Here is a 23,065-nt window from a genome sequence, read left to right on the forward strand (position 1 = left end):
GCGGCGTGCAGGGGTTTGCACCTTCCGTAGCGGTATGTGGTCTGGTGGTCTCACGTCCCGATCCCTCGAGGAAAGGTCCCTGCCCATGCATTCGTCCTTCATGCCGCCCCGCCAGGTCAAAATCGGTGACGCGGCGGCCTTCGCCGGCACCACGCCACGGGCGATCCGTCATTACCACGAGATCGGCCTGCTCCCCGAGCCCGAGCGGGGCAACGACGACCGCCGCCGCTACGGTTACGAGGACATGATCCGCCTGCTGTGGATTCGCAAGATGGCCGACGCCGGGATCGCCCTGGACGACATCCGTGACGCCTTCACCACCGGCACGGCTTCCGCCGGCGCCGGCAGCGGGGACGGTATCCCGGGCATCCTGGAGCGGTTGGAGGAGACCCTCGCCGAGCAGGAGACAGAACTGCGGCGGCAACGGGCCGCCGTGCAGCGGATGCGCACCGAAGGCAGCCGGATGGGCCTGCTCTCAGACTTCGTCACCGACCGTCTCAAGAGCCTGCCCGAGGGCTCCCTGCGTCAGGCGGACCTGGACACCCTGCTGGTCACCGAGCGGATCTTCGGCCCGCTCGGCGCGGCCGTCCAGGCCACCCGCTTCATCGCCCTGGCCACGCATCCCGCTCTGCGGGAGGAGTCCGACCGCATCGATGGCGCCGAGGAGGCACTCGATGACAGTGTCGCCGTGGACGATCCGCGGGTGGCTCACGTGGCCGCCGAACGGCACGCCTTCGAAAGCGCCCTGCACACCGTCATCGAGGAGACCGGCCTGGAGAAGGAGGACGATGCCCTCTTCGACGCCTGGGACACTTTGCACCCCGTTCCCGCCGATGGCGGCGAGGACGGGGCCGGCCTCGGCTCCGGCAGGCGGGAGGCCGGCTCCATGAGCGCGTTCGAAGCCGTCGGCAAGATGCCCTACGACGTCTCCCCGGCCCAATGGCGCTGTATGGAACTGGCTCTAGAACTTTCCGTCCAAGACTCGCCCGCTACCTAGAACACGGTCTGAGCCGCCCGGCGCGCGGTCACGCACCCGGGGGCGAGCCGCCCCGGCCTCCGGTCCGATCGGCGCTGATACCGGTCTCGCAGTTCGTCGAAGGGCTCACAGGGCGCCGGACCGCCGAAGCGGTCCGGGCCCGCGTCGACCTCCGGTGGAAGGGAAGCCGGGGCGACGGCCCGGTCGCCGCGCGCCACCGCGGCGACAGCGTGCTCGGAGTGGTCTCGTCCCGCCACAATGCCGGTGACGCGTGGATGACGCACACCGTGTGGGTGTCCCGCACCGAGGACCTGCTCGAACTGTGCAAGGGGCACGTGCCCGTGCGGAAGGGCCGATGGCTCGGGTTCGCCGAAGCCGCGGCCGGTGGCGCCGCAGCGGGCTACACGGTGGCCGAGTACATCCACCGGCGCGGCGGCACAGACGCGACGGCCCCCTCCGGTTCCACGGCTTCCGAGGCCGCCCCCGGGTCGACCGCCTCCACCGCCGTGGACCTCCCCGCCGCCGACCAGGAGCCGGGGACTTCCGTCCCCTCCGACGTCGTCACGGACGAGGCGGCCTCCCGGGCGACGGAAAGCGTGCTGAAGAGGGCCGTCAGCACGTTTCTCGACTGGTTCCCGTGAACCGCCGGCAGTCGCTCGTCCACGGTCTCCACGGTCGCACGAAGGGTGCACGACGTTGATCCTCATGAGTCCCCGGGCCTCCGGGTACCGGACCTGGCTCCACCTCGCCTCCTCCATCGACACCCCCGCCCTCGAACTCGCGCACACGAACCCGGACGGCAGCCGGGGAACGCTCTACATCGCGCGCGGAGACGCCTACGTCCTCCCCGACAACGGGCTGATCCTCGGCTTCCACGTCAGGTACACGGGCGGGTCCAGCGCCTTCTTCGCCCTCGACCACTCCGGCCCGCCGGACTGGCACGAGAAGCGCGCCGCCGTGAAGGAGACGGCCCACTTCGTCTGGGACGCGGTCAGCGTCGGCAGGATGATCCTCGCCCGGTCCCCCGGCGGGCTCGCCGCCTCGGGGGCCGGCTACGTGCTGCGGCACACCGAGGCCGGCAAGGCGGTCCGGGGGGCCGTGGTCGGCCTCCTGCCGGACTGGGTCGGCTCCCCTCCCGACCCCGGCTACTACCGCCAGTCGGACGGCGCGTACATGATCCGGGGCGCCTACCACCTCTGAAGTTCCCGGGGCGCGGACCGGCGCCCTACGGCCCCCGAAAGGTGCGAGCGTGTCCCTTCCCAAGAAGTTGGTGCCGATCACGATCGACGGCGTGGACGTGTACGTCGCCGTCCAGCAGCTGCCAGGGGCCGAGCCGATGACCTCCGGCGTCACCGAGGCCGTCGCGAACAAGGCTGCGGAGGCCGTCGACCACGTCCAGGACGTGGTGCGGGGCATGGCCGCCAAGTTCAGCGGCACGGTGCGGGAGCTCGCGCAGCAGGCCACCCGCCCGGAGTCGGTGTCGGTGGAGTTCGGAGTGACGATCGCCGCCGAGGGGTCGCTGGTCGTTTTCAGCGGCTCGGCAGAGGCCTCGGTGACCGTCACCCTGACCTACCCCGTCCCCGGCCCCTCCGACGGCGGCACCCCGGGCCCCTGACGGGCTCGGACAAGGCCGGGCGTGCACGCGTGCGGGAGGTCCGCCGCACGCCCGGCCGTCCTGTGCCCCCTTGCCGGATACCGGCGGGGTCCCGGCGCCCTCACCACCGGAATCGACCACGGCGCCGAACCCCGGGCACGGTCCTGGTCCTCGCCGCGCCTCAGGACTCGCGGTACCCGGACTGCGAGGAGGACGAGTTCGAGGTGGCCCCCGCCCCGGCGGTCGTACGGGCGGCCGGCCTGGTCAAGGGGTGCGATGCCGAGGCCAAGCCCGCCGGGAACGGCCGTCCCCGGGGCCGGGTCCCACGCCTGGGGTAGGACACCGTCAGGAACGTTCCAGCGCACAGGCCGCAGCAGGTGAACGGCCGCTCGACGACCTCGCGTGGTTCGATCGGACTTCTCATCCGATGGCCGCAGGTTCGAATCCTGCCGGGTGCTCCACAAAATCCCAGTTCATACGGGGTGCTCGAGGTCCTCGTGAGGGGGCCTCGTCGTGTTCGCGGGTGCTGTGTGCCCTGTGCGTGCTCCCCAGTGCAGGTCCGGTACATATAGGGGTGCACCTCCGGAGCACTCTGCGGTCCCGTGCCCCCGGGTGCCCCGCCGCCGGCGTGGTCCCGACACGTCCACCAGCGTCCCGTTGCCGTCCTGACTGCCACCACACTGCTGGGCACCCCGGGGCCCGGGGCGCGCCCTGTCGCCCCACCGGCCGGATACGGCCGATCCCCGGAACCCCTCACCCCACCGGACTCGACAGGCCACGATCCGATGGAATGGACACAGGGACGCGCGACCCCGTATACAGCTGCATAGACGGCCGATATGGCCCGCCCCCCGCGTCCGGGAAGCACTGCCCCGCCTCCTCAACCACCCCCCTTACCCCGGCATGAAAGCAGCCCCGTGGATCCCCTCCACCCCACCGACCCGCCGCTCATCGGCTCCTATCGGCTCCTCTCACGTCTGGGAGCGGGAGGCATGGGCCAGGTCTACCTCGCCCGCACCACCTCCGGACGCCGCCTGGTCGTCAAGGTCATCCGCCCCGAACTCGCCTCCGAGGCCGGCTTCCGCGCCCGCTTCGCCCGCGAGGCCGAGACCGCGCGCAAGGTCGGCGGATTCCACACCGCTCAGGTCGTGGACGCCGACCCTCACGCCGACGCGCCCTGGATCGCCACCGCCCACATCCCCGGCCCCACCCTGCAGCAGGCCGTCCGCGGCCACGGCCCCCTCACCACGCCCGCGCTGCAGGTGCTGGCCACCGGCCTCGCCGAAGGACTGAAGGCCATCCACGGGTGCGACCTGGTGCACCGCGATCTCAAACCCGGCAACATCATCCTGGCCGAGGACGGCCCCCGCATCATCGACTTCGGCATCGCCCGCCCCTTGGACGCCGACAGCATGACCACGCGGGGCGCGGTCTTCGGCACCCTTCCCTACATGTCACCGGAGCAGACCGACGGCTCACGCGTGGGTCCCTCATCCGACATCTTCTCCCTGGGCACCGTGCTGGTCTACGCCGCCACCGGTACCAACCCCTTCGCCGGGGCCACCATGGCCGAGACCCTGCGCCGCGTCATCAGTCCTCCCCCCGACCCGGGGACGTTCGACCCGGAACTGCGGGCGCTGGTCCTCGAGTGCTGGAACCACGATCCGGTCCAACGTCCAGTCCCCGACCAGATCCTCGCCCGCTTCGAGACCCGCGACCTCCACGGCTCCTGGCCGCCCCCCGCCGCCCGCACCGCACCGGCCGACAGCCCTCCTCCGTCCCCACCGGCCCTGGACCCCGGTGAGAGAGCCGAGAACGCGACCCTCCCGCCCCAGACAGACCCCCTCGCCGAAACGACCGTGTCCGGCAACCCGAACCCCACCAGGTTCCAGGCACCGACCCCTGCCGCAGAGGGTTCCGCGGTTCCCCTGCCCTTCCCCCCTGCGACGACAGACTCCGGCGGGCGGGCGCCGCGACGAAGGAGGTGGCCGTACTACATCAGCGCGGTGAGTGTTCTCGCGATCGTTTCCGTCCTGCTGTGGTGGGGCTTGGGCTCGCACCCCGAAGCCACTCTCACCGGACACGAAAGCGGCGTGTCCTCGGTGGCCTTCAGTCCCGACGGCACCACCCTCGCCACAGGCAGCGATGACAACACCGTGCGGCTGTGGGACACCGACACCGGCGAAACCTTGACCACCCTCACCGGACACGGTGGCGGCGTGTCCTCGGTGGCCTTCAGTCCCGACGGCACCACCCTCGCCACAGGCAGCCATGACAACACGGTACGGCTGTGGGACACCGACACCGGCGAAACCTTGACCACCCTCACCGGACACGATGACCTCGTGTCCTCAGTGGCGTTCAACCACGACGGCGCCACCCTCGCCACAGGCAGCTACGACGACACCGCACGGCTGTGGGACACCGACACCGGCGAAACCTTGACCACCCTCACAGTCCAGAGCAACAGCGCGGAAGTGGTGGAATCGGTGGCCTTCAGCCCCGACGGCACCACCCTGGCCGTCGGCAGTTGGAGCGACACCGCACGACTGTGGGACACCAGCACCGGGGAGCTGACCACCACCATCCAAAGCAACCCCAAGGAATCGACAACATCGGTGGAGGCGGTGTTCTCGGTGGCCTTCAGTCCCGACGGCACCACCCTCGCCACAGGCAGCCATGACAACACGGTACGGCTGTGGGACACCGACACCGGCGAAACCTTGACCACCCTCACCGGACACGAAAGCGGCGTGTCCTCAGTGGCCTTCAGTCCCGACGGCACCACCCTCGCCACAGGCAGCGATGACAACACCGTGCGGCTGTGGGACACCGACACCGGCGAAACCTTGACCACCCTCACCGGACACGGTGGCGGCGTGTCCTCAGTGGCGTTCAACCACGACGGCACCACCCTCGCCACAGGCAACAGCTACGACGGCACCGTACGGCTGTGGGAGCTCGATTGATCCCTTGCCTGGGGGCCGTTGATCCGATGGTGGAGCAGCCTCGGGAGTGAGGGAACCCCAGACCAGCAAGTGCGAACCCTTTCGCTGACCTGAGGTCGTCGGTGCAGGGCGGCTCCTGGTGTGCTCCCCGGTACCGGCCACCGCACCGGAACCAGCCCACCGCTCTGAACTGGCGTTCCGCGCAGCAGTGCGGCGGCCTCGGCCACGTCCGGCAAACACGCTCTGGCAAGTGTCCCGGGTGAAGTGCATGGTCGCGTGCCCCAGCCCGACCGAGATCTCCTCGACATCGGTGCCGGCTGCGAGCGCCCGCAAGGCAGCCCCGTGCAACGTGGCCGGCGCCGCCGCTCAGTCCAGGTCGGACATGTCGAGCACGAAGCGGTAGCGGACGTCGTTGCGTTCCAGGCGTTCCAAGGCCGTGTTCACCTGCGACGACGGCAGCAGTTCGATGTCGGCGGTGATGCCGTGCTCTGCGCAGAAGCGCAGCAGGTCGGCGGTGGAGGGTCGGCCGCCGCTGCCGGCGGAGCTGAGCCTCTTGCGGCCGATGAGCAGGTCGGTGGTCTCCACGGTGACCGGGCCGAGGTGCCCGAGGTGGCTGAGGGTGCCGTCCATGGCGACGGTGCGCAGGTAGGGGGTCAGGTCGTGGGGGGCGGAGACGGTGTCGATGACCACGTCGAACCGGTCCCGGACGGCTTCCATCTGCGCGGCGTCGGTGGAGACGACGAATCCGTCCGCGCCGAGTCCGTACGCCTCCTCGGCCTTGCCCGGTGTGCGGCTGATGACGGTGGTCGTGGCGCCGAGTGCGACGGCCAGCTTGACGGCGAGGTGTCCCAGACCGCCCAGCCCGGCCACGGCGACCGTGCTGCCGGGTCCCACGCCGAGTGCCCGCAGGGGTTCCCAGACGGTGACGCCGGCGCAGAGCAGGGGGGCCGCCCCGGCCGCGTCCAGACCGGCGGGCAGGTGGTGCGCGAACGTGTCGCGGACCACGTATTCGCGGGAGTATCCGCCCAGGGTGGTCGCCCCGTCACGGCGGTCGGTTCCGCCGTAGGTCAGGGTCGGGAAGCCGCGGCAGAAGTTCTCCTGGCCGGCCCGGCACATGGGGCACGTGCCGCACGAGTCGACGATGTTGCCGACGGCCACGGGGTCGCCCGGGGCGAAGCCGGTGACCGCGCCGCCGACCTCGCTCACCGTGCCCGTGAACTCGTGCCCCGGCACCAGTGTCCCGTCGGTGTCGCTCTTGTGGGCGCGCAGGGCGTGCAGGTCGCTGAAACAGACGCCGCAGTAGTCCACGCGCACCGCGACGTCGTCCGGACGCAGGTCCCGGCGCCGGAGTCGGGTGCGGTGCAGGACGTGGGTCGCGGGGTCCGCCTGCCATCCGATGGTGGTGCGCATATCTCTCCAAAGACAGACTGTTCGGTCTATTTGGAACCTAGGCCGTCGGAGCCGGATAAGCAAACAGACTGGTCTGTCTGCTAACGTGGCGGCCATGCCCGAACAGCCATCGAGCGCGCGCGGGGCCGCCACGCACCGGCGGATCGTCGACGCCGCCACGCAGGAATTCGCCCGGTACGGCATCGCCGGAGCCCGCATCGAGCGGATCATCACCGCCGCACGGACCAACAAGGCCCAGCTCTACGGCTACTTCGGCAACAAGGAGCAGCTCTTCGACGCGATCTTCTTCGCCTCGCTGGAGCGCATCATCGATGTCGCCCCCATCGACGCCGGGGACCTGGCCGACTGGGCCGTGCGCCTCTACGACGAGTACCTGGCCCGTCCCGACCTCATCCGCCTCGCCACCTGGGCCCGGCTGGAACGGCGCCCGACCGGGCACCTCGTCGCGGAGCACGAGCGCTACGACGACCACAAGCTCGGCGCCATCGCCGAGGCCCAGGCCGCCGGGCGCATCAGGCAGGGCGACCCCTTCGACGTGATGGCCCTGGTCATCGCCATGTCCATGGCCTGGTCGCCGGTGAGCAACGTCTACGCCGCCACCGCGACGGAGCCCCAGGGGGTGCACGAACAGCGGCGCGACCTGTTGCGGGACTGCGTCCGCCGCGCCGTCGCCCCGGAACCGGCAGCCTCCGCCGCGCCCTGAGCCGCGGGTGCGCCCGTGCGGCGGACCCGTACCCCCGCAGGGTCGGCGCGGTGCGCCTGGGCGGTCGCCTCACCCCTTCCCGCGGTCGTCCCCGCCCGTTCGGGGGCGGCGGGCGCGGGGCACGGATTCAAGGACGAGTTCGTAGGAGTGGTCCACGAGGTCCCGGACCAGTTGCGCGGTGATCTCCCCGTCGGCGCCCACGGAGGTCCAGTGCGTTTTGTCGAGGTAGCGGCCCGGGGTGATCGAGGGGTACCGGCGCCGCAGGGAGCGGCCGTGGTCGGGCTCGACCTTGACGGTGATGATGCGCTCGTCGGGGTCGTCGGTGACGATCAGGAAGACCTTGCCCGCCACCTTGTACACGTCCAGCTTGTCGACGAAGGGCCGCCCGTGGTCGGTCCCGGGCAGGTCCCGGGCCGCGCTGCGCGCGGTCTGTTGGAGCTGCTCTCCGGTGATGGCCATGGCCACTCCTCAGGTCTGTGGCGAAAGTGCGCCCCTGCCGTCCGCGGGACCGGTCCGGCACGAATGTCGGACGTGTCCGCCAGACTCCGGTCATGGAGATGACGCTGCAACTGACGATCGACTGTTCCGACCCGCGGAGACTGGTGGCGTTCTGGAGCGAGGCTCTGGGATACATACCCGAACCCCCACCGGGCGGACACACCACGTGGCGGGAGTACTGGGCAGCCATGGGGGTGCCGGAGGAGGAGTTGCCCGCGGGCACGGGCGACACCCCGGAGTCGATCGTCGATCCGGCAGGACAAGGACCCCGGGTGTGGTTCCAGCAGGTTCCGGAACCCAAGGCCGCCAAGAACCGGATACACCTCGACCTGAAGGTCGGCGGCGGGCGCGACGTCCCGTTGGCGGTGCGCACGCAGCGGGTCACCGCCACGGTGGAAAGACTGGTCGAGGCCGGCGCCCGCGTGCTCCGGGTCATGGATGAGCCGGACATGGGCCATTACGCGGTCCTGATGCAGGACCCGGAAGGCAACGAATTCGACGTCGTCTAGGAACCGTTCGGCCGTGCTGCTCACGGCCGCTCGTCGACCGCCGCGGCGAGGACGACCTCGGCACCGCGCTGCCCGGCCGTGAACACGGTGGACAGGGGCTTCCGTTGCCGCTCGACGGCCGGGCGCAGCCCGGTGGTCAGCCCGGCGCGCGAACGTCCGAGCGCGTGGTCGGCTTTCTCGACGGCGTCCCGACGGGGCGGTGGGACCGGGGAAGGTTGCCCACCACGAGCCGGTAGGACTCGCTCACCAGTTCCCTGACCAGATCCTCGTCGATCGAGTCGCCGGGGGCGAGCGTGATCCAGTGCCTCTTGTTCATGTGGTAGCCCGGCGTGATGTCGGCGTGGGTCTCGCGCAGGGCTTCGGCCTCGCCGGGGTCGGACTTGAGGATCACGACCGGCTTGCCGGGGACCTCGGTCATCAGCATGAACACCTTGCCCCGGACCTTGAAGACCTCCCAGTCGGGTCCGAACGGGTGCTCCAACCCGGCACCCACCAGGGTCTCGGCGTGTTCCTGGGCCGTGTCCTGCAAGGTTTCGCCGTCCATCGCCACTCTCCGTCCTCGCGTGCTGCGGCCGTGGGCGCTCGGCGCCCGCGTGCCGTCGCCCTGTGTCTCTCCTACCCGGTCCGACCGGCCCACACAGGTCGTCGAACTGCGTGAACACGCTACGGGCTCCGGCGTCGGCCCGTCTGCCGGGAGCAGGCTCCTCCCCTGCCGGGGAACCGACGCGTGTGGAACGGTACCCCCGTGGGCGACGCACCGTGACCGCGCCCCGTTCGCCTTCCGGCGGAGCCGCCCCGGCCCCGCGCTGCGGCGCACCGGCCCAGGGGCATCGGGGTGGGGCGGCGGCCCCGTCCGGAGGTTCGGTCCCGGTGCGTCCCCCGGACGGGGGCCGGTCGCCGCTCAGGTTGGGGGCATGCTCTCTTCGGCGCAGCTGGCTGTTTTCGTACCCGCGGCGTTGGCGGTGGCCGCCGCGCCCGGAGCCAACAACCTGCTCGCCTTCCGCAACGGTCTGCGGCAGGGCCTGCGTCCGGCCGCCGTCGCACTCCTCGGACGCTTCACCGCGTTCGCCCTCATGCTCGGTGTGGTGACCACCGGCCTGGGGGCGCTCCTGCACGCCTCCCGGACGGCCTTCGAGATCCTCCGCGTCGTCGGGGCGGCCGTCATGGTCGGGTTGGGGGCGTGGGTGGTGTGGTCGGCGCGCGCCGCCTCCGCGCCGAACGGGTCCGCACCCGAACGGGAGGACGAGGGCGCCCGCGTCGTGGCGCCGTGGAAACTGGCGGGGCAGGAGTTCGTCACCGCCGCCGCCAACCCCAAGGCGCTCCTGCTGTTCACGGCGTTCCTACCGCCGTTCGCCTCTTCCGGGTCCGGTGCCGAGGCCGGAGTGCAGCTGGTCGCGCTGGGCGTGCTCTACATCGTCTGTGAGGCGGCCACCGCACTGGTCTGGGCGACCGCGGGGCGCGTGCTGGCGGGGCGCCGCCTGCGGCCGGTGACGCTGCGTCGCCTGGACCAGGCGTCCGGGGGAGCACTGATCGCGTTCGGCGGGGGGTTGGCGCTGACGGACCTGTCACGTCGGTAGATCCGGAGAGCCGCGTGCGGCGTCGCCTTCCCGGCCCGCAGTCGCCGTCCGACAGCCGCACAGCGTCCGGGCCGTGACGCCTGCGCGGGTGAGGGCATGACGCAGCGTCACTGGTGTCGCGACGGAGCAGGGCGAATACTGGACCGGACCCGGGGCGGGGTCACGGACACGCCCGCACGGGGTCCGGGCGCACCGACGCCGGGCAGAGACGGTTCCGCGCTCCGGGCGGGACGGACGCCGAGGAGAAGACGATGGAACCGACACTGCCGCAAAGGCTCTACCTGCTCAGCTACGACACCGGCAAGAACCGGTTCGACCCCGTCAGCACCGCCTACCGGGGCCACCTGCTGCGCGCCGCGGCGCTGACCGAGCTCATCCTCGGCGGCCTGCTCCGTGCCCGGGACGGCAGGGCCGAGCGCGACACCGCCCGCACTCCGGAGGACCCGTTCCTGGCCGAGGTGCTGGACGGCCTGTCGCCGCACGAACCGGGCCACTGGATCAACGCCGTCCCGGACCGTGAGTGGAAGGCCGAGAGGGCCGTGCGCGAGCAGCTCGTCGCGAACGGGTCGATCACGGTCGACCGCGGCCGGGTACTGGGGCTCTTCCCGACCCTCGACGTCACCCTCGAACACCCCGGAGAGGTCCGCCGGCTGCGCGAGCGCGTGCACGAGGCGGTCCGCACCGAGCACACCGTGGCGACCGCCCCCGCCGAGGACGTGGCCCTGGCCGCGATCGCGGCCGACGGCGATGTCTGGACGGTGTTCACCCCGCAGGAGCGGCACGAGTACAGGGCCGGGTTCAAGGCGGTCCACGAGCGCTTCGGCGTCGAGGTGCCCGGGATGCGCACCGCGATCCTGGCTGCCGTCGCGAACCGGCGGGCGGGGACCGCCTAGCAGGCGGTGTCGGCGCGGAGGGCGACGCGTGGTGACCGGCCCCGGCCCGTCGGCCGCCCCCTGCCGGTCGGCCCGGTCCGCCCCGCTGTTCACCGCCCCGGCTGCGTGGCGGCGGGCTCGGGGTCCTCGGCCGGCTCGGGCTCCCAGCGCAGCAGGTCCCCCGGCTGGCAGTCGAGCACCGTGCACAGGGCGGACAGGGTCGTGAAGCGTACCGCCTTGGCGCGACCGTTCTTGAGCACCGCCAGGTTGGCGGGCGTGATCCCGATGCGGTCCGCGAGTTCCCCGACGGACATCTTGCGCTTGGCCAGCATCACGTCGATGTCGACGACGATCGGCATCAGATCACCTCGTCGAGCTCGCCCCGCAGGCGGGACGCCTCGGCCCTGCTCTCGATCGCCTGGGCCAGCAGCGTCCTCAGCACGACCACGATGAGCGCGACCCCCAGGAGCGCCATGCCCGCCCCGCCCACCAGCAGGACCACACCCGGCGGCACGGCCTCGCCCGGGGCCATGACGAACCCGAGCCCGAACACCAGGAGGGCGGCCGCCACGATCGCGCCGATCATCACGTCGACGTAGCGGAAGGCGGTGCTGGAGAACACGGTTCCGCGCCGCACCTTCGTGACCAGGAGCCACACACAGACCAGGACGGCCTGGACCGCCACGATGCCCAGGAACACGATCGCGATCACGGGGGCGCGCACGAGCACCGGGTCGGCGCCGGCCTCGCGCAGGTCCACGGCCAGCAGCGGCACCATGACCGCCTGCACGAACACCGACCCTCCGAGCAACATCACGAGCACGACGCGCAGCGCCAGCACCGTCAACTTCCCCATCACATCTCCCTAAATCGCTTTTCAATAGGAATCTATCGAAAAACGATAGCAGTGGCAATGGAGCGCCCCTGTCCCCCGAGCCCTCGTCCCCCGACTCCCCCGCCGGCGCCCCAGGAACCCGGCCCTCTCGGAGCCGGTCGACCTGCTCCCCGAACGCGCCCGCGCCCCGTTCACAGAGCGATGGCAGGAGCATCCGGGGGCACTGAGGTCGCACCGGGACCGCTTCGGGACCCACGCCGACGGAGTCCCTGCTTCGGCTCGCGGGGGAGGCGGGGGCGCCCGGTGCTCACCTGTCGGCTCCGGCCCGGGTACGGCGGCCCTCGTGGTGGGAGCCGCGCCAGTCCAGGCACACGACGGTGGCGTCGTCCTCCGGGTGCCTTCCGGAGGCGTCGGTGACCGCGGCGGTCAGGGTCCGTACGACCTCACGGGGGTGGTCGTCGGCGGTGTCACGGATCAAGCGGGGCAGGTCGACGGTTTCCGCCCGGCGATCCTGCATGCCGTCGGTGTGGAAGACGATGCGGTCGCCGGGGCGCAGGTCGAGCTCCTGCACGTCATAGGCGACGGAGGCAGGCATGCCGAAGGGCAGGTCGACGTCCAGGCGGACCTCGTCCACCGTGCCTCCGCGCAGGAGCAGCGGCCAGGGGTGTCCGGCGTTGACGATCTGTGCGCCGGTTCCGTCCAGGGCGATGCGGACCAGCTGGCCGGTGGCGAAGGTGTGGTCGCCGTGGTCCAGGAGGGCCCGGTGGCTCTGGCGCGCCTGCTCGGCCAGGTCGGCGCCGGCTCGGCGTGCGCTGCGGGAGGCGTTGACCAGCAGGGTGGCCATGAGGGCGGCGTTGACGTCGTGGCCCATGGCATCGGTGATGGACAGATTCAGGGTGTTGCGGTCCAGGGCGTAGTCGTAGGAGTCCCCGGCGACGGAGTCGGCGGGCACCAGGGCCGTGGCGAGGACGAACTGGGCGGCTTCGCAGGAGGACGCGCTGGGCAGGAGGTGGCGTTGGATCTCGCTGGCCAGGCTGATCGGGGTGGTGCGCCGGCCCCAGTGGTAGAGGTCGGTGAAACGACGGTCGGTGACGATGATGTACGCCAGCGCGTGCGCGGCCCCGAGGACCTCGTCCAGGACCTCCCCGGTGACGTGGGGCAGGGTCAGCTCCAGGATGCCGATGACGTCGCCGCGGTTGGTCACCGGGGCGAGCACCCGCTGTCCGTGCCCGTCCCCGGGACCCTGCACCAGTTCCTGGGTGCGCAGCACCTGGTCGTAGACGCTGCCGTCCAGGGGAATCTGCTCGGGGTGGCGGTCCCTCCGCGTGACGGTCTCCTCGCCGACCCGCACCACCTGCCGGCCGATCATGTCGGCGAACAGGAAGGAGACCGCGTGCGCGTCGAACCGGTCGCGTAGATTGCGTGCCACCACGTTGAGGGACTCCATCGGCGCGGCGTCCTCCGCCGCGGCGAGTATCTCCGCCAACCCGATCCGGTCACCTGTCATCGTCGCCCCCAGCGTTTTCACGCACACGCCCCACACCGACCGTGCGTACCACCTTCCCCCGCCCACACCGGCTACACCTTGGGCAACAGGAGCCCTGACCAGGGCATACTGCCGCTTCCGACGGCCGCCAGGAGCGAAGACGGCCCGCGGGGCAGCGGTCAGGAGAGCGGGAAGCAGGTGCGGGCGGAGAGGTCCCCGGCCGGACCTCCCCCGGAACGGTGTCGCGGTCGGCGGCCACTCCCCTACTCCACGGGCACCTCGAAGGTTCCGAAGTCGGCGGCGTGCAGCGTCACGGAGTCCGCCTCCTCCGGGGGAACCGGGAAGTGGACGACGAGACCGGGCCCGGTCCCCTCCGCCCGCCGATCAGGGGGCGTCGGGGGCACCGACCGCCGGGATCCCCGTGGACGGCTGCCGGTACCCGCTCGGTCAGCTCCCGTCCGCCGAGAAGCGGTAGAAGGACTGGACCGCCCCCTGGTCCGTCGCGAACGAGGAGACCAGGTGCGGGCGCAGGGGGCCGGGCTCGGGCCCGAAGAGGGGGATGCCCTTCCCGAGGAGCACCGGAACGCGGGTCACGGTGAGGTCCGAGAGGAGACCCTCGGCCAGGAACGCCTGGACGGTGCGGCCCCCGTCGGCGTAGGCGCGCTTCACCCCGGCCTCGGCGAGGGCCGTCCGCAGCGCGGGGATGTCCGGATGGACGGTCACCGGCGAACTGCCAAGGTCCGGTCGAGGTCCGGCGGGCAGCGTCGTGGAGAGCACATGGATCGGTGTCCCCCGGTAGTGGTCCTCTGTGAACTCCCGCATGGTGTCGTAGCTCGCGCGCCCCATCGCCAGGACGTCAACGGAGGCGAAGAACTCCTCGTAGCCGGTGTTGTCGAAGACGGTCAGCCAGTCCAGCTCGCCGCCGGGCCCCGCGATGTACCCGTCGAGGCTGCAACCGAGGAAGGCGTGAAATGTGGTCATGCCCGAACCGTAGCGACGTTTCTCGGGTGACAGCCTGACCGATCTTGCGCTGTTCGGACCGTGTCCCGGATCGGGGCACTGCCCCCGGCGCCGACCCTTACGGGCGTCCGGCCCCGCCGCAGGTCGCGGACCACACGCGAGAGGAACCCCGCCCCGGGCCCCGGTGGACGCCTCCCCGCCGCCCGCGCCCGGCCGAGCAGGCCCCGCGGGCGCACCCATGACGTTTGCGGGGGGGAACCGATGACGCGGTGTCACTGGTGGGCGCGGCGGCGCGCCAGCAGTCTGAGGGGGCGGTTCCCGGAGGCCCTCCCCCACGGTGGAACGGCGGTCCCGGGAGAAGAGGAGAACCGATGTCCAGGAGGCTCGAAGTGGCACGAAGGTGGAACACGGGACGAAGCTCGCCGCTGTTGGCGGTCGTCCTCCTCGCCGGTTCGCTGACCGCGGCGGCACCGGCCGCGGCCGACGACGGGGGCGGGGGGTCGGCGCCGGAGATGGAGTGGGGCGCGTGCCCCGCGGACGTCCTGACCGGGCCGTACCCGCTGGAGTGCGGGACCGTGACGGTGCCCGTGGACTACGACGCCCCCGAGGGCGCCGAGATCGACATCATGATCTCCCGCCTGGCCGGCGGGGCCCCGGACCGGCGTCGCGGCATCCTGCTGCTCAACCCGGGCGGCCCGGGCGGCCCCGGTCTGGCGATGCCGGCCGACCTGGCCGCCCTCGGGGCGCCCGCCAGCCTCCTGGACACCTATGACCTGATCGGCATGGACCCCCGCGGGGTCGGACACTCCTCCCCGGTGAGCTGCGGTTTCACCGCCGACCAGGCGTACTACGGCAACATCCCGCCGTACGCCGTCGACGACGCGGCCGTCACCGGGCAGGCGGAGACCGCCGAGGCGGTCGCCGACCGGTGCGCGGCCAACGACACCGACGGGCTGCTGCCCCACATGTCGACGGCGAACACGGCCCGCGACATGGACCGGATCAGGGAGGCCCTCGGCGAGGAGAGGACCAGCTTCTTCGGGTTGTCCTACGGGACGGCGCTGGGCGCCGCCTACGCCTCGATGTTCCCCGAGCGCACCGACCGGATCGTGCTCGACAGCAACATCGGCGACACCTTCCTCGGCTACGACGGTCTGCGCCAGTTCGGCCCGGGCTTCGAGGAGGCCTTCCCCGACTTCGCCGCCTGGCTGGCGCGGCGCGACGGCAGCTACGGCCTGGGGAGCTCTCCGGCGCAGGTGCGGGAGACCTACTTCGAGATCGCGGAGCGCCTCGACCAGGAGCCAGTGGCGGGCGTCGACGGCCCCTCCTTCCGGTTCTACTCCTTCGCCGGACTGTACGACGAGGCGAACTACGCCCTGACGGCGCAGCTGTGGCAGTCCCTGGACGACCGCGACGGGCCCGCGGTCCAGCGCTACCTGGACGGCCGGGCCGGTGGCGGGGAGGAGGCGGCCGAGCCCGTGGCAGCGGACAACGCCTGGTCGGCGTTCCTCGCGGTGGCCTGCAACGACTCCGAGTGGCCGGAGGACCTCGACACCTACCGGAGCGGTGTCGCCGAGGACCGGGAGCGGTACCCGATGTACGGTGCGGCGGGCGCCAACGTCATGCCGTGCGCCTACTGGCACCACGAGCCGGCCGAGGCCCCGGTGGAGATCACCGGGGAGGGCCCGGCCAACGTCCTGATCGTGCAGAACCTGCGTGACGCGGCCACACCGTACGCCGGAGGCGTGAGGCTGGACGACAAGTTCGGGCAGCGGTCGCGGCTGGTGAGCGTCGACGGCAACGGGCACGGGGCCTACCTCTACGGTGACAACGCCTGCGCCTGGAACGTCACCACGGGCTTCCTCGTCGACGGCGCGTTCCCGGAGCGGGACGTCTCCTGCGGGGCGTCCGCGAACGCCGGCCCGGAGCCCGGCAGCGGGGCGGAGCGGCTGCGGGCCGAAACCCTCGACCGGCTCCGCGACACCGTCTGAGCGGGCACGGGGGGCACCGTCGCCCCTGAGCGACCGGGAGCGGGTCGGGTCCGGTCCGCCCCCGGCGCTCCTGCACTGTCCGCCCCGCGGAGCAGCCGCGGTGCGAGCGGGGCGGAAGGAGCGGGCCTTCCGGCCCGCCCGGGCCCGGGGTTCCGGGGCACGCCGTGCGGCACGCCCCGGAACCCGCGGTCACAGCGCGGCCCGCACGCGTTCGCCGATGCGTCCGACCGAGACCCCGTAGCGGTCGTGGAGCGTGGGCAGCGCGCCCGCGTCGAGGAACTCGTCCGGCAGGCCGATGGGGGTCACCTGCCGGGTCACGCCCCGCTGGACCAGTGCGGAGGCGACCGACTCGAAGAGGCCGCCCACCACGGAGTGGTTCTCCAGCACGAAGACCTTCCGGTCGGCCGCGACCTCGGCCAGGACGGTGTCCACGTCCAGCGGCTTGATGGTCGGCGTGTGCAGGACAGCGGCGCCGATGCGGTCCTTCTCCAGCGCGGCGGCCACGCGCAGGGCGCGTTCGGTCATCAGCCCCGAGGAGATGAACAGGACGTCCGAGCCGCCGCGGAGCAAGGACGCCTTGCCGAGGCGGAACTCGTAGTCGTACTCGTCGAGCACCGTGGGCACCGCGCCGCGCAGGATGCGGGTGTAGGTGGGCCCCTCGTGCGCGACGAGCTGGGGGACGGCCTGGGCGATGTCGACGGAGTCGCAGGGGTCGACGACGGTCATCCCCGGGATCCCGCGGAGCAGGGCGACGTCCTCCGTGGCCTGGTGGCTGGGGCCGTAACCGGTCGTCAGCCCGGGCAGGGCCGCGACGATGTTGACGTTCAGGCGCGGTTCGGCGATGTCCAGGCACAGGAAGTCGTAGGCGCGGCGGGTGGCGAAGACCGAGTAGGTCGACGCGAAGGGCACGAACCCCTCCTGGGCCAGGCCGGCCGCGGCGCCCATCATGACCTGCTCGGCCATGCCCATCTGGTAGAAGCGGTCGGGCATGGCGTCGCGGAACACGTGCATGTCGGTGTACTTGGCCAGGTCCGCGGACAGGCCCACGATGCGGGGGTCCTCCCGCGCCGCGGCGAGCAGCGCGTGCCCCAGCGGGGCCTGGGCGGTGCGCGCGCCGTCGTCGGCGATCGAGGCGATCATCGCGTCCGAGGTGAGCCGCTTGGCGGTGGTGGCGCTCATGCGTCGTTCCCTTCCTTGAGCTGTTCGCGGGCCGTCTGCCACTCGTCCGGGGCCACCCGCATGAAGTGCAGCTTCTCCCTGGACTCCAGCATCGGCACGCCCTTGCCCATGGTGGTGTCGCAGATCAGGGCCTTGGGCCGGCCGCGGTGGGCCTTGAGCTCGTCCAGTGCCGCGAGCAGCGCGGCGACGTCGTTGCCGTCGACCCGCAGGACGTGCCAGCCGTTGACCCTGAACTTGTCGTCGGCGGGCTCGGTGCCCATGACCTCCTGCGCCGGGCCGTCGGCGACCTGGCGGTTCATGTCCACGATCGCGATGACGTTGTCCAGGCCGTGGTGGGCGCAGGCCTGCACGGCCTCCCAGGTGGAACCCTCGCTGAGTTCGCCGTCGGAGAGCAGGTTGTACACGTGCGCCGGGTTGTCCTTGCGGCGCAGTCCCATGGCGATCCCCACGGCGACGCCGAGCCCGTGGCCCAGGGAGCCGCCGGAGACCTCCATGCCGGGCGTGTAGGTGGACATGCCCGACATGGGCAGGCGCGAGTCGTCGGTGGCGTAGGTGTCCAGTTCCTCGACGGGGATCACGCCCGCCTCGGCCAGGGCCGCGTACAGGGCGATCGCGTAGTGGCCGATGGAGAGGAGGAAGCGGTCGCGCCCCTCCCACTCGGGGTCCTCGGGACGGAGGTCGAGCTGGTCGGCGTAGAGGGCGGCGAGGACGTCGGCGATCCCGAGGGCCTGGCCGATGTAGCCCTGCCCCTGTACCTCCCCCTGGGTCAGGGCGTTCAGCCTGATCCGGTACGCGGCGGCCCTCACCCGGTCGGTCCGGGCGGTGTCGACACCGCTTCCGGGCGCCGTGGCGGTCTGGTTCATCTCAGTCCTCCTGGTTGGGTGGTTCGGGTGGTGGTTGCGGAGGGCGGTCCGGCGGCCTGTCCGGAGCTTCGTCCGGGTTGGCGGTCGCGTCGCGGGGCCGGTCCGCGATGAGGGCTCACGCCAGCGCCCAGACGAGGCAGACCAGGCCGAAACCGGTCGTGCCCAGTACCGTGACCAGCACGGTCCATGTGCGCAGCGCGTCCGCGACCTGTAGCCCGAGGTAGCGCGAGACGATCCAGAACCCCGAGTCGTTCACGTGGGAGAGGCAGATCGCCCCGCAGCCGATGGCGAGGTTGATCAGGGCGATCTCCACAGAGCTGTAACCGCCTTCGGAGACCGTGCTCGCCAGCAGCCCGGCGGTGGTGATGGCCGACACCGTCGCCGATCCCTGGGCCGCTCTGAGCAGCGCGGCCAGGACGAAGGCCAGGAGCAGCAGGGGGATGCCCAGTCCGAGCAGGCCGCCGGAGAGGGCGTCGCCGATGCCGCTCTCGCTGAGGACCTTGGCGAAGGCTCCGCCCGCCCCCGTGACGAAGACGACGATGGCCGCCGGGGCCAGGGCCCCCTCCATGACCCGGCCCACGGAGCGCATCGACCACCCGCGCCGCACCCCCAGCAGGTACACCGCCAGCAGACAGCCGGTGAGCAGGGCGAACGGCGGGGCTCCGAGCATCGTCAGCAGGCCCAGTGCGGCCGAGCCCTCGGCGAGGAAGGCGCTGCCGACGGTCTGGAGCCCGATCATGGCGATCGGGACGAGGATGATCGTCAGCACGCTGCCCGTGCCCGGGGGCGCCTGCGGTTCCGTCCTGGCCGGGGCCTTCACCGAGCCGCCGCCCTGGTCGGAGGGGCCGGAGTCGTCGGGGCCTTGCGGTCCGGTCCCGTCTCCCGGGTCCGCGGCCGGACCCTCGGAGTACCGGGCGAGCGTCTCCGGGAGCACCGTATAGACGCGCCGGTTCAGCAGCCGGGCGGTGTAGTGGGCCACGAAGCCCACCGGCACCACCAGCGCACAGCCCAGGAGCGTGACCAGGCCCATGTCGGCCTCCAGGATCGCCGAGCTGCCGACGATCCCCGGGTGAGGGGGCACCACCACGTGGATGAAGAGCATCAGGCCGGCGATCGGCAGACCGATGGACATGGGAGAGGGCAGCCTGGCCGCCCGCGAGAAGGCGTAGATGATCGGTACCAGGATGATGAAGGCGACGTCGAAGAAGATGGGCGTCGCGATCACCGACGAGGCGATCAGCAGGGCGGCCCCCACCCGCGCGGGCCCCAGGATCCGGGCGAAGCGCCGGGAGAGGGCGTCCGCGCCCCCGGAGTGCTCGATGATCGCCCCCAGCATCGCCCCGAGGCCGACCAGGAGGGCGACGCTGCCGAGCGTTCCGCCCAGGCCCTCGACGATGGTGGGGATGATCTCGGCGAAGGGCATGCCGGTGGCCAGGGCGGTTCCGACGCTGACCAGGATCAGGGCGACGAAGGCCGGCACCTGGAACCGGATGATGAGCAGGAGCAGGAGGGCGATCGACCCGAGAGCGATCAGTGTCAGCACAAGAGCATCCATAGGTGGATCCCCTCTCGTGTATCGGTGGGGCCCGCACGTTCACGGCCGGGTGTTTCCGGGCATGACGAGTGACCCCTACGGGCTTGGTGGTTCCGCCGACCGGCTTCCTCGGGCCTCGGAGCCGTGGTGCGGCAGGGGCGCGACGCGGCGGCGGTCCGGCTCGCGTGCGCGGTGCGTCGTGTGCGACGCGCGGTGTCAGTCGCGGTAGACCTGGATGACCTGGGAGTCGTCCCGGTCGAGGAGCCCGGTGGCGGCGGCCTGCTCGTAGGCGGCGCGCGCGGCACGGGCCAGGGGCGCGGAGAAGCCGACGGCGTCGGCGGTGTCGGTGACGAGAGTGGAGTCCTTGACGAAGATCCCGATGGTGCTGGTGACCTCCTCGGCGGCCTCCGGGAGCATGCGCGGTCCGCGGTCGCCCAGCATCCAGGACGCTCCCGCACCGCCGCCCACGGCCTCCAGGACCTCCGCGGGGTCCAGGTCCAGCTTCTCGGCCAGCGCGAGCGCCTCGGCGGCGGCCACGATGTGCACCGAGCACAGGAGCTGGTTGACCACCTTGTAGGACTGTCCCCTGCCCACCTCGGCGCCGCAGTCGCGCACGGTGCCCATGGCGGAGAGGACGTCGGAGCAGTCGGCGAGCGCGGCCGGGTCGCCGGAGGCGAAGAGGGTCAGGGCGCCGCGTCTGGCGCCGGCCACGCCGCCGGTCACCGGCACGTCCACCAGGCGGACCCCGACCTCCTCGGCCCTGCGCGCGGCCTCGCGGACCGGGCCCGGGCCGACGGTGCTCATCACCGCGAGCACGGCTCCGGGGCGCATGGAGTCGAGCGCGGCACCGGGTGCGGACACCGCCTGGTGCAGCTGTTCGGGGGTGGCGACCATGACGAGGACGGTGTCGGCCTCCTCGATCCCGGTGAGGTCGGCCCGGGCGGGTACGCCGAGTTCGGCGGCGGCCTCACGCCGGCGGGGCGAGGGGTCCACCCCGAGCACGGTGTGGCCCGCGCGGGCGATCCGCTCGGCCATGGGGAGGCCGATGGCGCCGATACCGACGAACATGACAGTCGATTTCGGGCATGGCTGTGGAGCCTGTGTCGCGTTCATATGTCTTCCTTCTCCCCCTCGGGGTGGGGATCGCGCGGTCCCGGAGCTCGGGACCGCCCCCGGCGGGGCACGGATCGGGGTCCGGGTACGCGGGGTCCCGGTGGGTGGGATTGCGGTGGGTCTGGTGGGTCTAGTGCTCGTCCGTCATGTCGGAGCTCTCGGTGATCCGGCGCCACAGGCTGAAGTGCTCGACCATGGCGGCCGCGGCGGCGCTGCGGTCGTGCGCTTCGATCGCGTCGACGATGGGCGTGTGGATGGTGTCGGTCCTGCGGGGCTCGTCGGAGCCCTCCGGCAGCGCTGCTGCCTCGACGCTCAGCGCCCGGGCCCGCTTCTTGGCCAGGACGTCCTGGAGGGCGAGGCTGATGCCGTCCACGAAGAGTTCGATGACCGGGTTGTCCGCGATGGTGAACAGCCGTTTGTGGAAGGCGTAGTCGGCCTCGTGCCCGGCTTGGGCGTCCCCCGCGGCGGTCGCGCGGACCATGTCGTCGATGTGTCCGCGCAGGGCGGCGACGTCGTGGTGGTCGGCCCGGTCCGCCGCCTCCTGGACCACGGAGATCTCCATCATCTCCCGGGCCCGTTCGACGCTGGCGTGGTCGACGTGGCCGAACTTCGACATCAGGTCGAAAAGCAGCCGCACGAACGAGGCGTCGGGCTTGGTGACGTAGGTCCCCGCCCCCTGGGTGCGCCGGACCATGCCGAGCACCTCCAGGCTCCCCAGGTTCTCCCGCACGGTGGCGCGGCTGTTCCCGAGGCGCTCGGCGAGCGCGCGCTCGGTCATGATCCGTGACTCCGGACCCAGGACCCGCGCCTCCTCGGCGAGGGCGTCGACGAGCGCGTCGAAGTTGCTGTCCATGACACCTTCCATTGGCCTGACCAATGTGACTGAGGCTACAAGGAGGCGATCGAGGAGGTCAAGGGATTGGTCAGGCCAATATTTCGCCCGTGTTGCCCCGGGGTGTCAGGGGCGGGAATCGCCGCTCCGGCCCGGCGTCCGCGCAGGTGGCAAGAGGCCCGCTCCACTCCGAGGCTCTCGCCCCCGCACGGCGGTCGCGACCGCACAGGCCCCGAACGGCCCGCCACATCGCACGGTTCGCCCTCGCGGACGACACCGTCCTCGGGCGCCGGCTGGTGCTTCCCGCCTCCTCCGGAGCTGCCCCCGGCCTCCCGGACTACCTGGTCTCGGGGACGGGCCTGCGGTCTGCACGTTGCAACTGGCCGACGCCCCTGCCGGGGGCGGCGGCAACCGGAGGGTCCGCCGGGGCGTCCAACGTGGAAACCCCCTGCGTCGAGGAGAGTTCCATGTCCCCTGTCCAGATCATCCGCACAGTGGCCTTCGCCCTGATCGCCGGGGGCGTGTCCCTCGGACTGGTTCCCGGTGGCTCGTGCGGGGCGGGCTGGTGGCCCCTGGTCGACATGAACGCCTCCTTCGGATGGTTCGCCTACGAGGAGGTGCCCCGTCCCGCGATAGGGGCCGGCCTGTGCGGGACGACCATGGCCCCGGTGGGGTCGTGGGCGATCGCGTTGGTCGTGGTCGGGGCGACCCTGCTGCTGGGGGCGTGGATCAACACCCCCTACGGGCCGCAGGGCAAGCCGGAGGAGAGCGGCGCCCAGCCGCCCGATGCGACCCCGTCCTGAGGCGGCAGCGACCGGTCAGCGGAGGTTTCGCTCCTCGGGGCCGGTCGCGGCACGCAGGCCCGGGAGCTCACGGTGTCCCCTCGTCTCTCACCCGGCGTCGGACGTGCGCGGGAAGCTCGCGGCGGTCAGGAACCGTCCGTCCTTGCGCTCCACCGTGAGCTCGCCGCCCTCGCCGGCCACGCGCTCGCGCAGGGTCGCGAGCCCGCCGAGCCCGGTGGGCGGGCCCTCCTGCGCGCCGTCGTTGACGATGGAGATACCGGTCCCGGAGAGGGTGATCCACACCTGCTCGGCCTGGGCGTGCCGCAGGATGTTGGTGGTCGTCTCCCGCAGGACCTGGCCGAGTATCTCGCCCGCGCGGGCCTGGACCCCGCCCTCGCGGCGC

At 71.9% G+C, this 23,065-nt stretch carries 24 protein-coding genes, 1 tRNA gene and 1 pseudogene; 12 read left to right on the forward strand and 14 right to left on the reverse strand.

Annotated features, from left to right (window positions below):
• Positions 1 to 85 precede the first annotated feature (85 nt).
• From ABZ234_RS13305 to ABZ234_RS13330, 6 genes are all read left to right on the forward strand, one after another.
• Positions 86 to 997, forward strand: coding sequence for a MerR family transcriptional regulator (locus tag ABZ234_RS13305; RefSeq protein WP_355012175.1), 912 nt, complete (start codon positions 86 to 88; stop codon positions 995 to 997).
• Positions 998 to 1,251: 254 nt separating this feature from the next.
• Positions 1,252 to 1,617, forward strand: a complete 366-nt coding sequence (locus ABZ234_RS13310) for a hypothetical protein (RefSeq protein ID WP_355012176.1) — start codon at positions 1,252 to 1,254, stop codon at positions 1,615 to 1,617.
• A 55-nt stretch (positions 1,618 to 1,672) separates the two neighbouring features.
• Complete coding sequence (locus ABZ234_RS13315; protein ID WP_355012177.1) at positions 1,673 to 2,176, forward strand: hypothetical protein; 504 nt, start codon at positions 1,673 to 1,675, stop codon at positions 2,174 to 2,176.
• 49 nt (positions 2,177 to 2,225) lie between these two features.
• Positions 2,226 to 2,591: a CU044_2847 family protein gene (locus ABZ234_RS13320; RefSeq protein ID WP_355012178.1), complete on the forward strand. Its 366-nt coding sequence runs from the start codon at positions 2,226 to 2,228 to the stop codon at positions 2,589 to 2,591.
• 352 nt (positions 2,592 to 2,943) lie between these two features.
• Positions 2,944 to 3,031 (forward strand) — tRNA-Ser (locus tag ABZ234_RS13325).
• Between the two features lie 456 nt (positions 3,032 to 3,487).
• Complete coding sequence (locus ABZ234_RS13330; protein ID WP_355012179.1) at positions 3,488 to 5,539, forward strand: protein kinase; 2,052 nt, start codon at positions 3,488 to 3,490, stop codon at positions 5,537 to 5,539.
• A gap of 345 nt (positions 5,540 to 5,884) precedes the next feature.
• Here the strand turns inward: ABZ234_RS13330 and ABZ234_RS13335 are convergent, their stop codons facing one another.
• Complete coding sequence (locus ABZ234_RS13335) at positions 5,885 to 6,928, reverse strand: NAD(P)-dependent alcohol dehydrogenase (protein WP_355012180.1); 1,044 nt, start codon at positions 6,926 to 6,928, stop codon at positions 5,885 to 5,887.
• A gap of 94 nt (positions 6,929 to 7,022) precedes the next feature.
• Between ABZ234_RS13335 and ABZ234_RS13340 the strand changes: the two genes are divergently transcribed.
• On the forward strand, positions 7,023 to 7,631 hold the full coding sequence (locus ABZ234_RS13340; protein ID WP_355012181.1) for a TetR family transcriptional regulator: 609 nt from the start codon (positions 7,023 to 7,025) through the stop codon (positions 7,629 to 7,631).
• A 69-nt stretch (positions 7,632 to 7,700) separates the two neighbouring features.
• Here ABZ234_RS13340 and ABZ234_RS13345 read toward each other — a convergent pair whose 3' ends face one another.
• A complete protein-coding gene (locus tag ABZ234_RS13345; RefSeq protein ID WP_355012182.1) occupies positions 7,701 to 8,090 on the reverse strand; it encodes an MmcQ/YjbR family DNA-binding protein in 390 nt (129 codons plus the stop codon).
• Between the two features lie 92 nt (positions 8,091 to 8,182).
• Here ABZ234_RS13345 and ABZ234_RS13350 point away from each other — a divergent pair, with 92 nt between their 5' ends.
• Positions 8,183 to 8,638 carry a VOC family protein gene (locus ABZ234_RS13350; RefSeq protein ID WP_355012183.1) on the forward strand — a complete coding sequence of 152 codons (456 nt, stop codon included), beginning with the start codon at positions 8,183 to 8,185 and terminating at the stop codon, positions 8,636 to 8,638.
• Between the two features lie 136 nt (positions 8,639 to 8,774).
• Here ABZ234_RS13350 and ABZ234_RS13355 read toward each other — a convergent pair whose 3' ends face one another.
• Positions 8,775 to 9,182 carry an MmcQ/YjbR family DNA-binding protein gene (locus ABZ234_RS13355; protein WP_355012184.1) on the reverse strand — a complete coding sequence of 136 codons (408 nt, stop codon included), beginning with the start codon at positions 9,180 to 9,182 and terminating at the stop codon, positions 8,775 to 8,777.
• A gap of 370 nt (positions 9,183 to 9,552) precedes the next feature.
• On the opposite strand from ABZ234_RS13355, the gene ABZ234_RS13360 reads away from it, so the two are divergent.
• Both ABZ234_RS13360 and ABZ234_RS13365 read left to right on the forward strand, forming a co-directional pair.
• Positions 9,553 to 10,215 carry a LysE family translocator gene (locus ABZ234_RS13360; RefSeq protein ID WP_355012185.1) on the forward strand — a complete coding sequence of 221 codons (663 nt, stop codon included), beginning with the start codon at positions 9,553 to 9,555 and terminating at the stop codon, positions 10,213 to 10,215.
• A 251-nt stretch (positions 10,216 to 10,466) separates the two neighbouring features.
• A complete protein-coding gene (locus tag ABZ234_RS13365; protein ID WP_355012186.1) occupies positions 10,467 to 11,108 on the forward strand; it encodes a GPP34 family phosphoprotein in 642 nt (213 codons plus the stop codon).
• A gap of 89 nt (positions 11,109 to 11,197) precedes the next feature.
• Here the strand turns inward: ABZ234_RS13365 and ABZ234_RS13370 are convergent, their stop codons facing one another.
• The 5 genes from ABZ234_RS13370 to ABZ234_RS13390 all read right to left on the reverse strand — a co-directional run bounded on the left by ABZ234_RS13370 (position 11,198) and on the right by ABZ234_RS13390 (position 14,389).
• The gene (locus ABZ234_RS13370) at positions 11,198 to 11,446 is read right to left on the reverse strand and encodes a helix-turn-helix transcriptional regulator (RefSeq protein WP_355012187.1); all 249 of its coding nucleotides are present in this window, start codon (positions 11,444 to 11,446) and stop codon (positions 11,198 to 11,200) included.
• Complete coding sequence (locus ABZ234_RS13375; RefSeq protein ID WP_355012188.1) at positions 11,446 to 11,943, reverse strand: DUF2975 domain-containing protein; 498 nt, start codon at positions 11,941 to 11,943, stop codon at positions 11,446 to 11,448. The genes ABZ234_RS13370 and ABZ234_RS13375 overlap by 1 nt, the downstream gene beginning before the upstream one ends.
• A 286-nt stretch (positions 11,944 to 12,229) precedes the next feature.
• The gene (locus tag ABZ234_RS13380) at positions 12,230 to 13,429 is read right to left on the reverse strand and encodes a PP2C family protein-serine/threonine phosphatase (protein WP_355012189.1); all 1,200 of its coding nucleotides are present in this window, start codon (positions 13,427 to 13,429) and stop codon (positions 12,230 to 12,232) included.
• A 242-nt stretch (positions 13,430 to 13,671) separates the two neighbouring features.
• Positions 13,672 to 13,812: a hypothetical protein gene (locus ABZ234_RS13385; RefSeq protein ID WP_355012190.1), complete on the reverse strand. Its 141-nt coding sequence runs from the start codon at positions 13,810 to 13,812 to the stop codon at positions 13,672 to 13,674.
• A 43-nt stretch (positions 13,813 to 13,855) separates the two neighbouring features.
• Positions 13,856 to 14,389 carry a dihydrofolate reductase family protein gene (locus ABZ234_RS13390; protein WP_355012191.1) on the reverse strand — a complete coding sequence of 178 codons (534 nt, stop codon included), beginning with the start codon at positions 14,387 to 14,389 and terminating at the stop codon, positions 13,856 to 13,858.
• A 350-nt stretch (positions 14,390 to 14,739) separates the two neighbouring features.
• Between ABZ234_RS13390 and ABZ234_RS13395 the strand changes: the two genes are divergently transcribed.
• On the forward strand, positions 14,740 to 16,359 hold the full coding sequence (locus tag ABZ234_RS13395; RefSeq protein ID WP_355012192.1) for an alpha/beta hydrolase: 1,620 nt from the start codon (positions 14,740 to 14,742) through the stop codon (positions 16,357 to 16,359).
• Positions 16,360 to 16,548: 189 nt separating this feature from the next.
• Here the strand turns inward: ABZ234_RS13395 and ABZ234_RS13400 are convergent, their stop codons facing one another.
• The 5 genes from ABZ234_RS13400 to ABZ234_RS13420 form a co-directional block, all read right to left on the reverse strand.
• Positions 16,549 to 17,538: a transketolase C-terminal domain-containing protein gene (locus ABZ234_RS13400; protein ID WP_355012193.1), complete on the reverse strand. Its 990-nt coding sequence runs from the start codon at positions 17,536 to 17,538 to the stop codon at positions 16,549 to 16,551.
• Positions 17,535 to 18,401 carry a thiamine pyrophosphate-dependent enzyme gene (locus ABZ234_RS13405; RefSeq protein WP_355012194.1) on the reverse strand — a complete coding sequence of 289 codons (867 nt, stop codon included), beginning with the start codon at positions 18,399 to 18,401 and terminating at the stop codon, positions 17,535 to 17,537. Before ABZ234_RS13405 ends, ABZ234_RS13400 begins: the two co-directional genes overlap by 4 nt.
• Before the next feature lie 115 nt (positions 18,402 to 18,516).
• On the reverse strand, positions 18,517 to 19,956 hold the full coding sequence (locus ABZ234_RS13410) for an SLC13 family permease (protein WP_355012195.1): 1,440 nt from the start codon (positions 19,954 to 19,956) through the stop codon (positions 18,517 to 18,519).
• Between the two features lie 195 nt (positions 19,957 to 20,151).
• Positions 20,152 to 21,048, reverse strand: a complete 897-nt coding sequence (locus tag ABZ234_RS13415; RefSeq protein WP_355012196.1) for an NAD(P)-dependent oxidoreductase — start codon at positions 21,046 to 21,048, stop codon at positions 20,152 to 20,154.
• A 130-nt stretch (positions 21,049 to 21,178) separates the two neighbouring features.
• Positions 21,179 to 21,901 carry an FCD domain-containing protein gene (locus ABZ234_RS13420; protein WP_344184176.1) on the reverse strand — a complete coding sequence of 241 codons (723 nt, stop codon included), beginning with the start codon at positions 21,899 to 21,901 and terminating at the stop codon, positions 21,179 to 21,181.
• Between the two features lie 446 nt (positions 21,902 to 22,347).
• Between ABZ234_RS13420 and ABZ234_RS13425 the strand changes: the two genes are divergently transcribed.
• Positions 22,348 to 22,683 (forward strand): hypothetical protein, encoded by a 336-nt coding sequence (locus ABZ234_RS13425; protein WP_355012197.1) that lies wholly within the window; start codon positions 22,348 to 22,350, stop codon positions 22,681 to 22,683.
• A gap of 87 nt (positions 22,684 to 22,770) precedes the next feature.
• Here the strand turns inward: ABZ234_RS13425 and ABZ234_RS13430 are convergent.
• Positions 22,771 to 23,065: pseudogene (locus ABZ234_RS13430) on the reverse strand (sensor histidine kinase); the annotation flags it as partial.

The organism is Nocardiopsis sp. NPDC006198 (assembly GCF_040613895.1).
In the GTDB taxonomy this organism is placed as follows: Bacteria; Actinomycetota; Actinomycetes; order Streptosporangiales; family Streptosporangiaceae; genus Nocardiopsis; species Nocardiopsis tropica.

Coding starts and splice junctions, on each gene's coding strand:
- ABZ234_RS13415 (WP_355012196.1), bottom strand. CDS start 21,048: ATGAACGCGACACAGGCTCCACAGCCATGCCCGAAATCGACTGTCATG.
- ABZ234_RS13355 (WP_355012184.1), bottom strand. CDS start 9,182: ATGGACGGCGAAACCTTGCAGGACACGGCCCAGGAACACGCCGAGACC.
- ABZ234_RS13390 (WP_355012191.1), bottom strand. CDS start 14,389: ATGACCACATTTCACGCCTTCCTCGGTTGCAGCCTCGACGGGTACATC.
- ABZ234_RS13370 (WP_355012187.1), bottom strand. CDS start 11,446: ATGCCGATCGTCGTCGACATCGACGTGATGCTGGCCAAGCGCAAGATG.
- ABZ234_RS13360 (WP_355012185.1), top strand. CDS start 9,553: ATGCTCTCTTCGGCGCAGCTGGCTGTTTTCGTACCCGCGGCGTTGGCG.
- ABZ234_RS13400 (WP_355012193.1), bottom strand. CDS start 17,538: ATGAGCGCCACCACCGCCAAGCGGCTCACCTCGGACGCGATGATCGCC.
- ABZ234_RS13350 (WP_355012183.1), top strand. CDS start 8,183: ATGGAGATGACGCTGCAACTGACGATCGACTGTTCCGACCCGCGGAGA.
- ABZ234_RS13375 (WP_355012188.1), bottom strand. CDS start 11,943: ATGGGGAAGTTGACGGTGCTGGCGCTGCGCGTCGTGCTCGTGATGTTG.
- ABZ234_RS13335 (WP_355012180.1), bottom strand. CDS start 6,928: ATGCGCACCACCATCGGATGGCAGGCGGACCCCGCGACCCACGTCCTG.
- ABZ234_RS13305 (WP_355012175.1), top strand. CDS start 86: ATGCATTCGTCCTTCATGCCGCCCCGCCAGGTCAAAATCGGTGACGCG.
- ABZ234_RS13345 (WP_355012182.1), bottom strand. CDS start 8,090: ATGGCCATCACCGGAGAGCAGCTCCAACAGACCGCGCGCAGCGCGGCC.
- ABZ234_RS13310 (WP_355012176.1), top strand. CDS start 1,252: ATGACGCACACCGTGTGGGTGTCCCGCACCGAGGACCTGCTCGAACTG.
- ABZ234_RS13420 (WP_344184176.1), bottom strand. CDS start 21,901: ATGGACAGCAACTTCGACGCGCTCGTCGACGCCCTCGCCGAGGAGGCG.
- ABZ234_RS13395 (WP_355012192.1), top strand. CDS start 14,740: ATGTCCAGGAGGCTCGAAGTGGCACGAAGGTGGAACACGGGACGAAGC.
- ABZ234_RS13380 (WP_355012189.1), bottom strand. CDS start 13,429: ATGACAGGTGACCGGATCGGGTTGGCGGAGATACTCGCCGCGGCGGAG.
- ABZ234_RS13365 (WP_355012186.1), top strand. CDS start 10,467: ATGGAACCGACACTGCCGCAAAGGCTCTACCTGCTCAGCTACGACACC.
- ABZ234_RS13340 (WP_355012181.1), top strand. CDS start 7,023: ATGCCCGAACAGCCATCGAGCGCGCGCGGGGCCGCCACGCACCGGCGG.
- ABZ234_RS13410 (WP_355012195.1), bottom strand. CDS start 19,956: ATGGATGCTCTTGTGCTGACACTGATCGCTCTCGGGTCGATCGCCCTC.
- ABZ234_RS13405 (WP_355012194.1), bottom strand. CDS start 18,401: ATGAACCAGACCGCCACGGCGCCCGGAAGCGGTGTCGACACCGCCCGG.
- ABZ234_RS13425 (WP_355012197.1), top strand. CDS start 22,348: ATGTCCCCTGTCCAGATCATCCGCACAGTGGCCTTCGCCCTGATCGCC.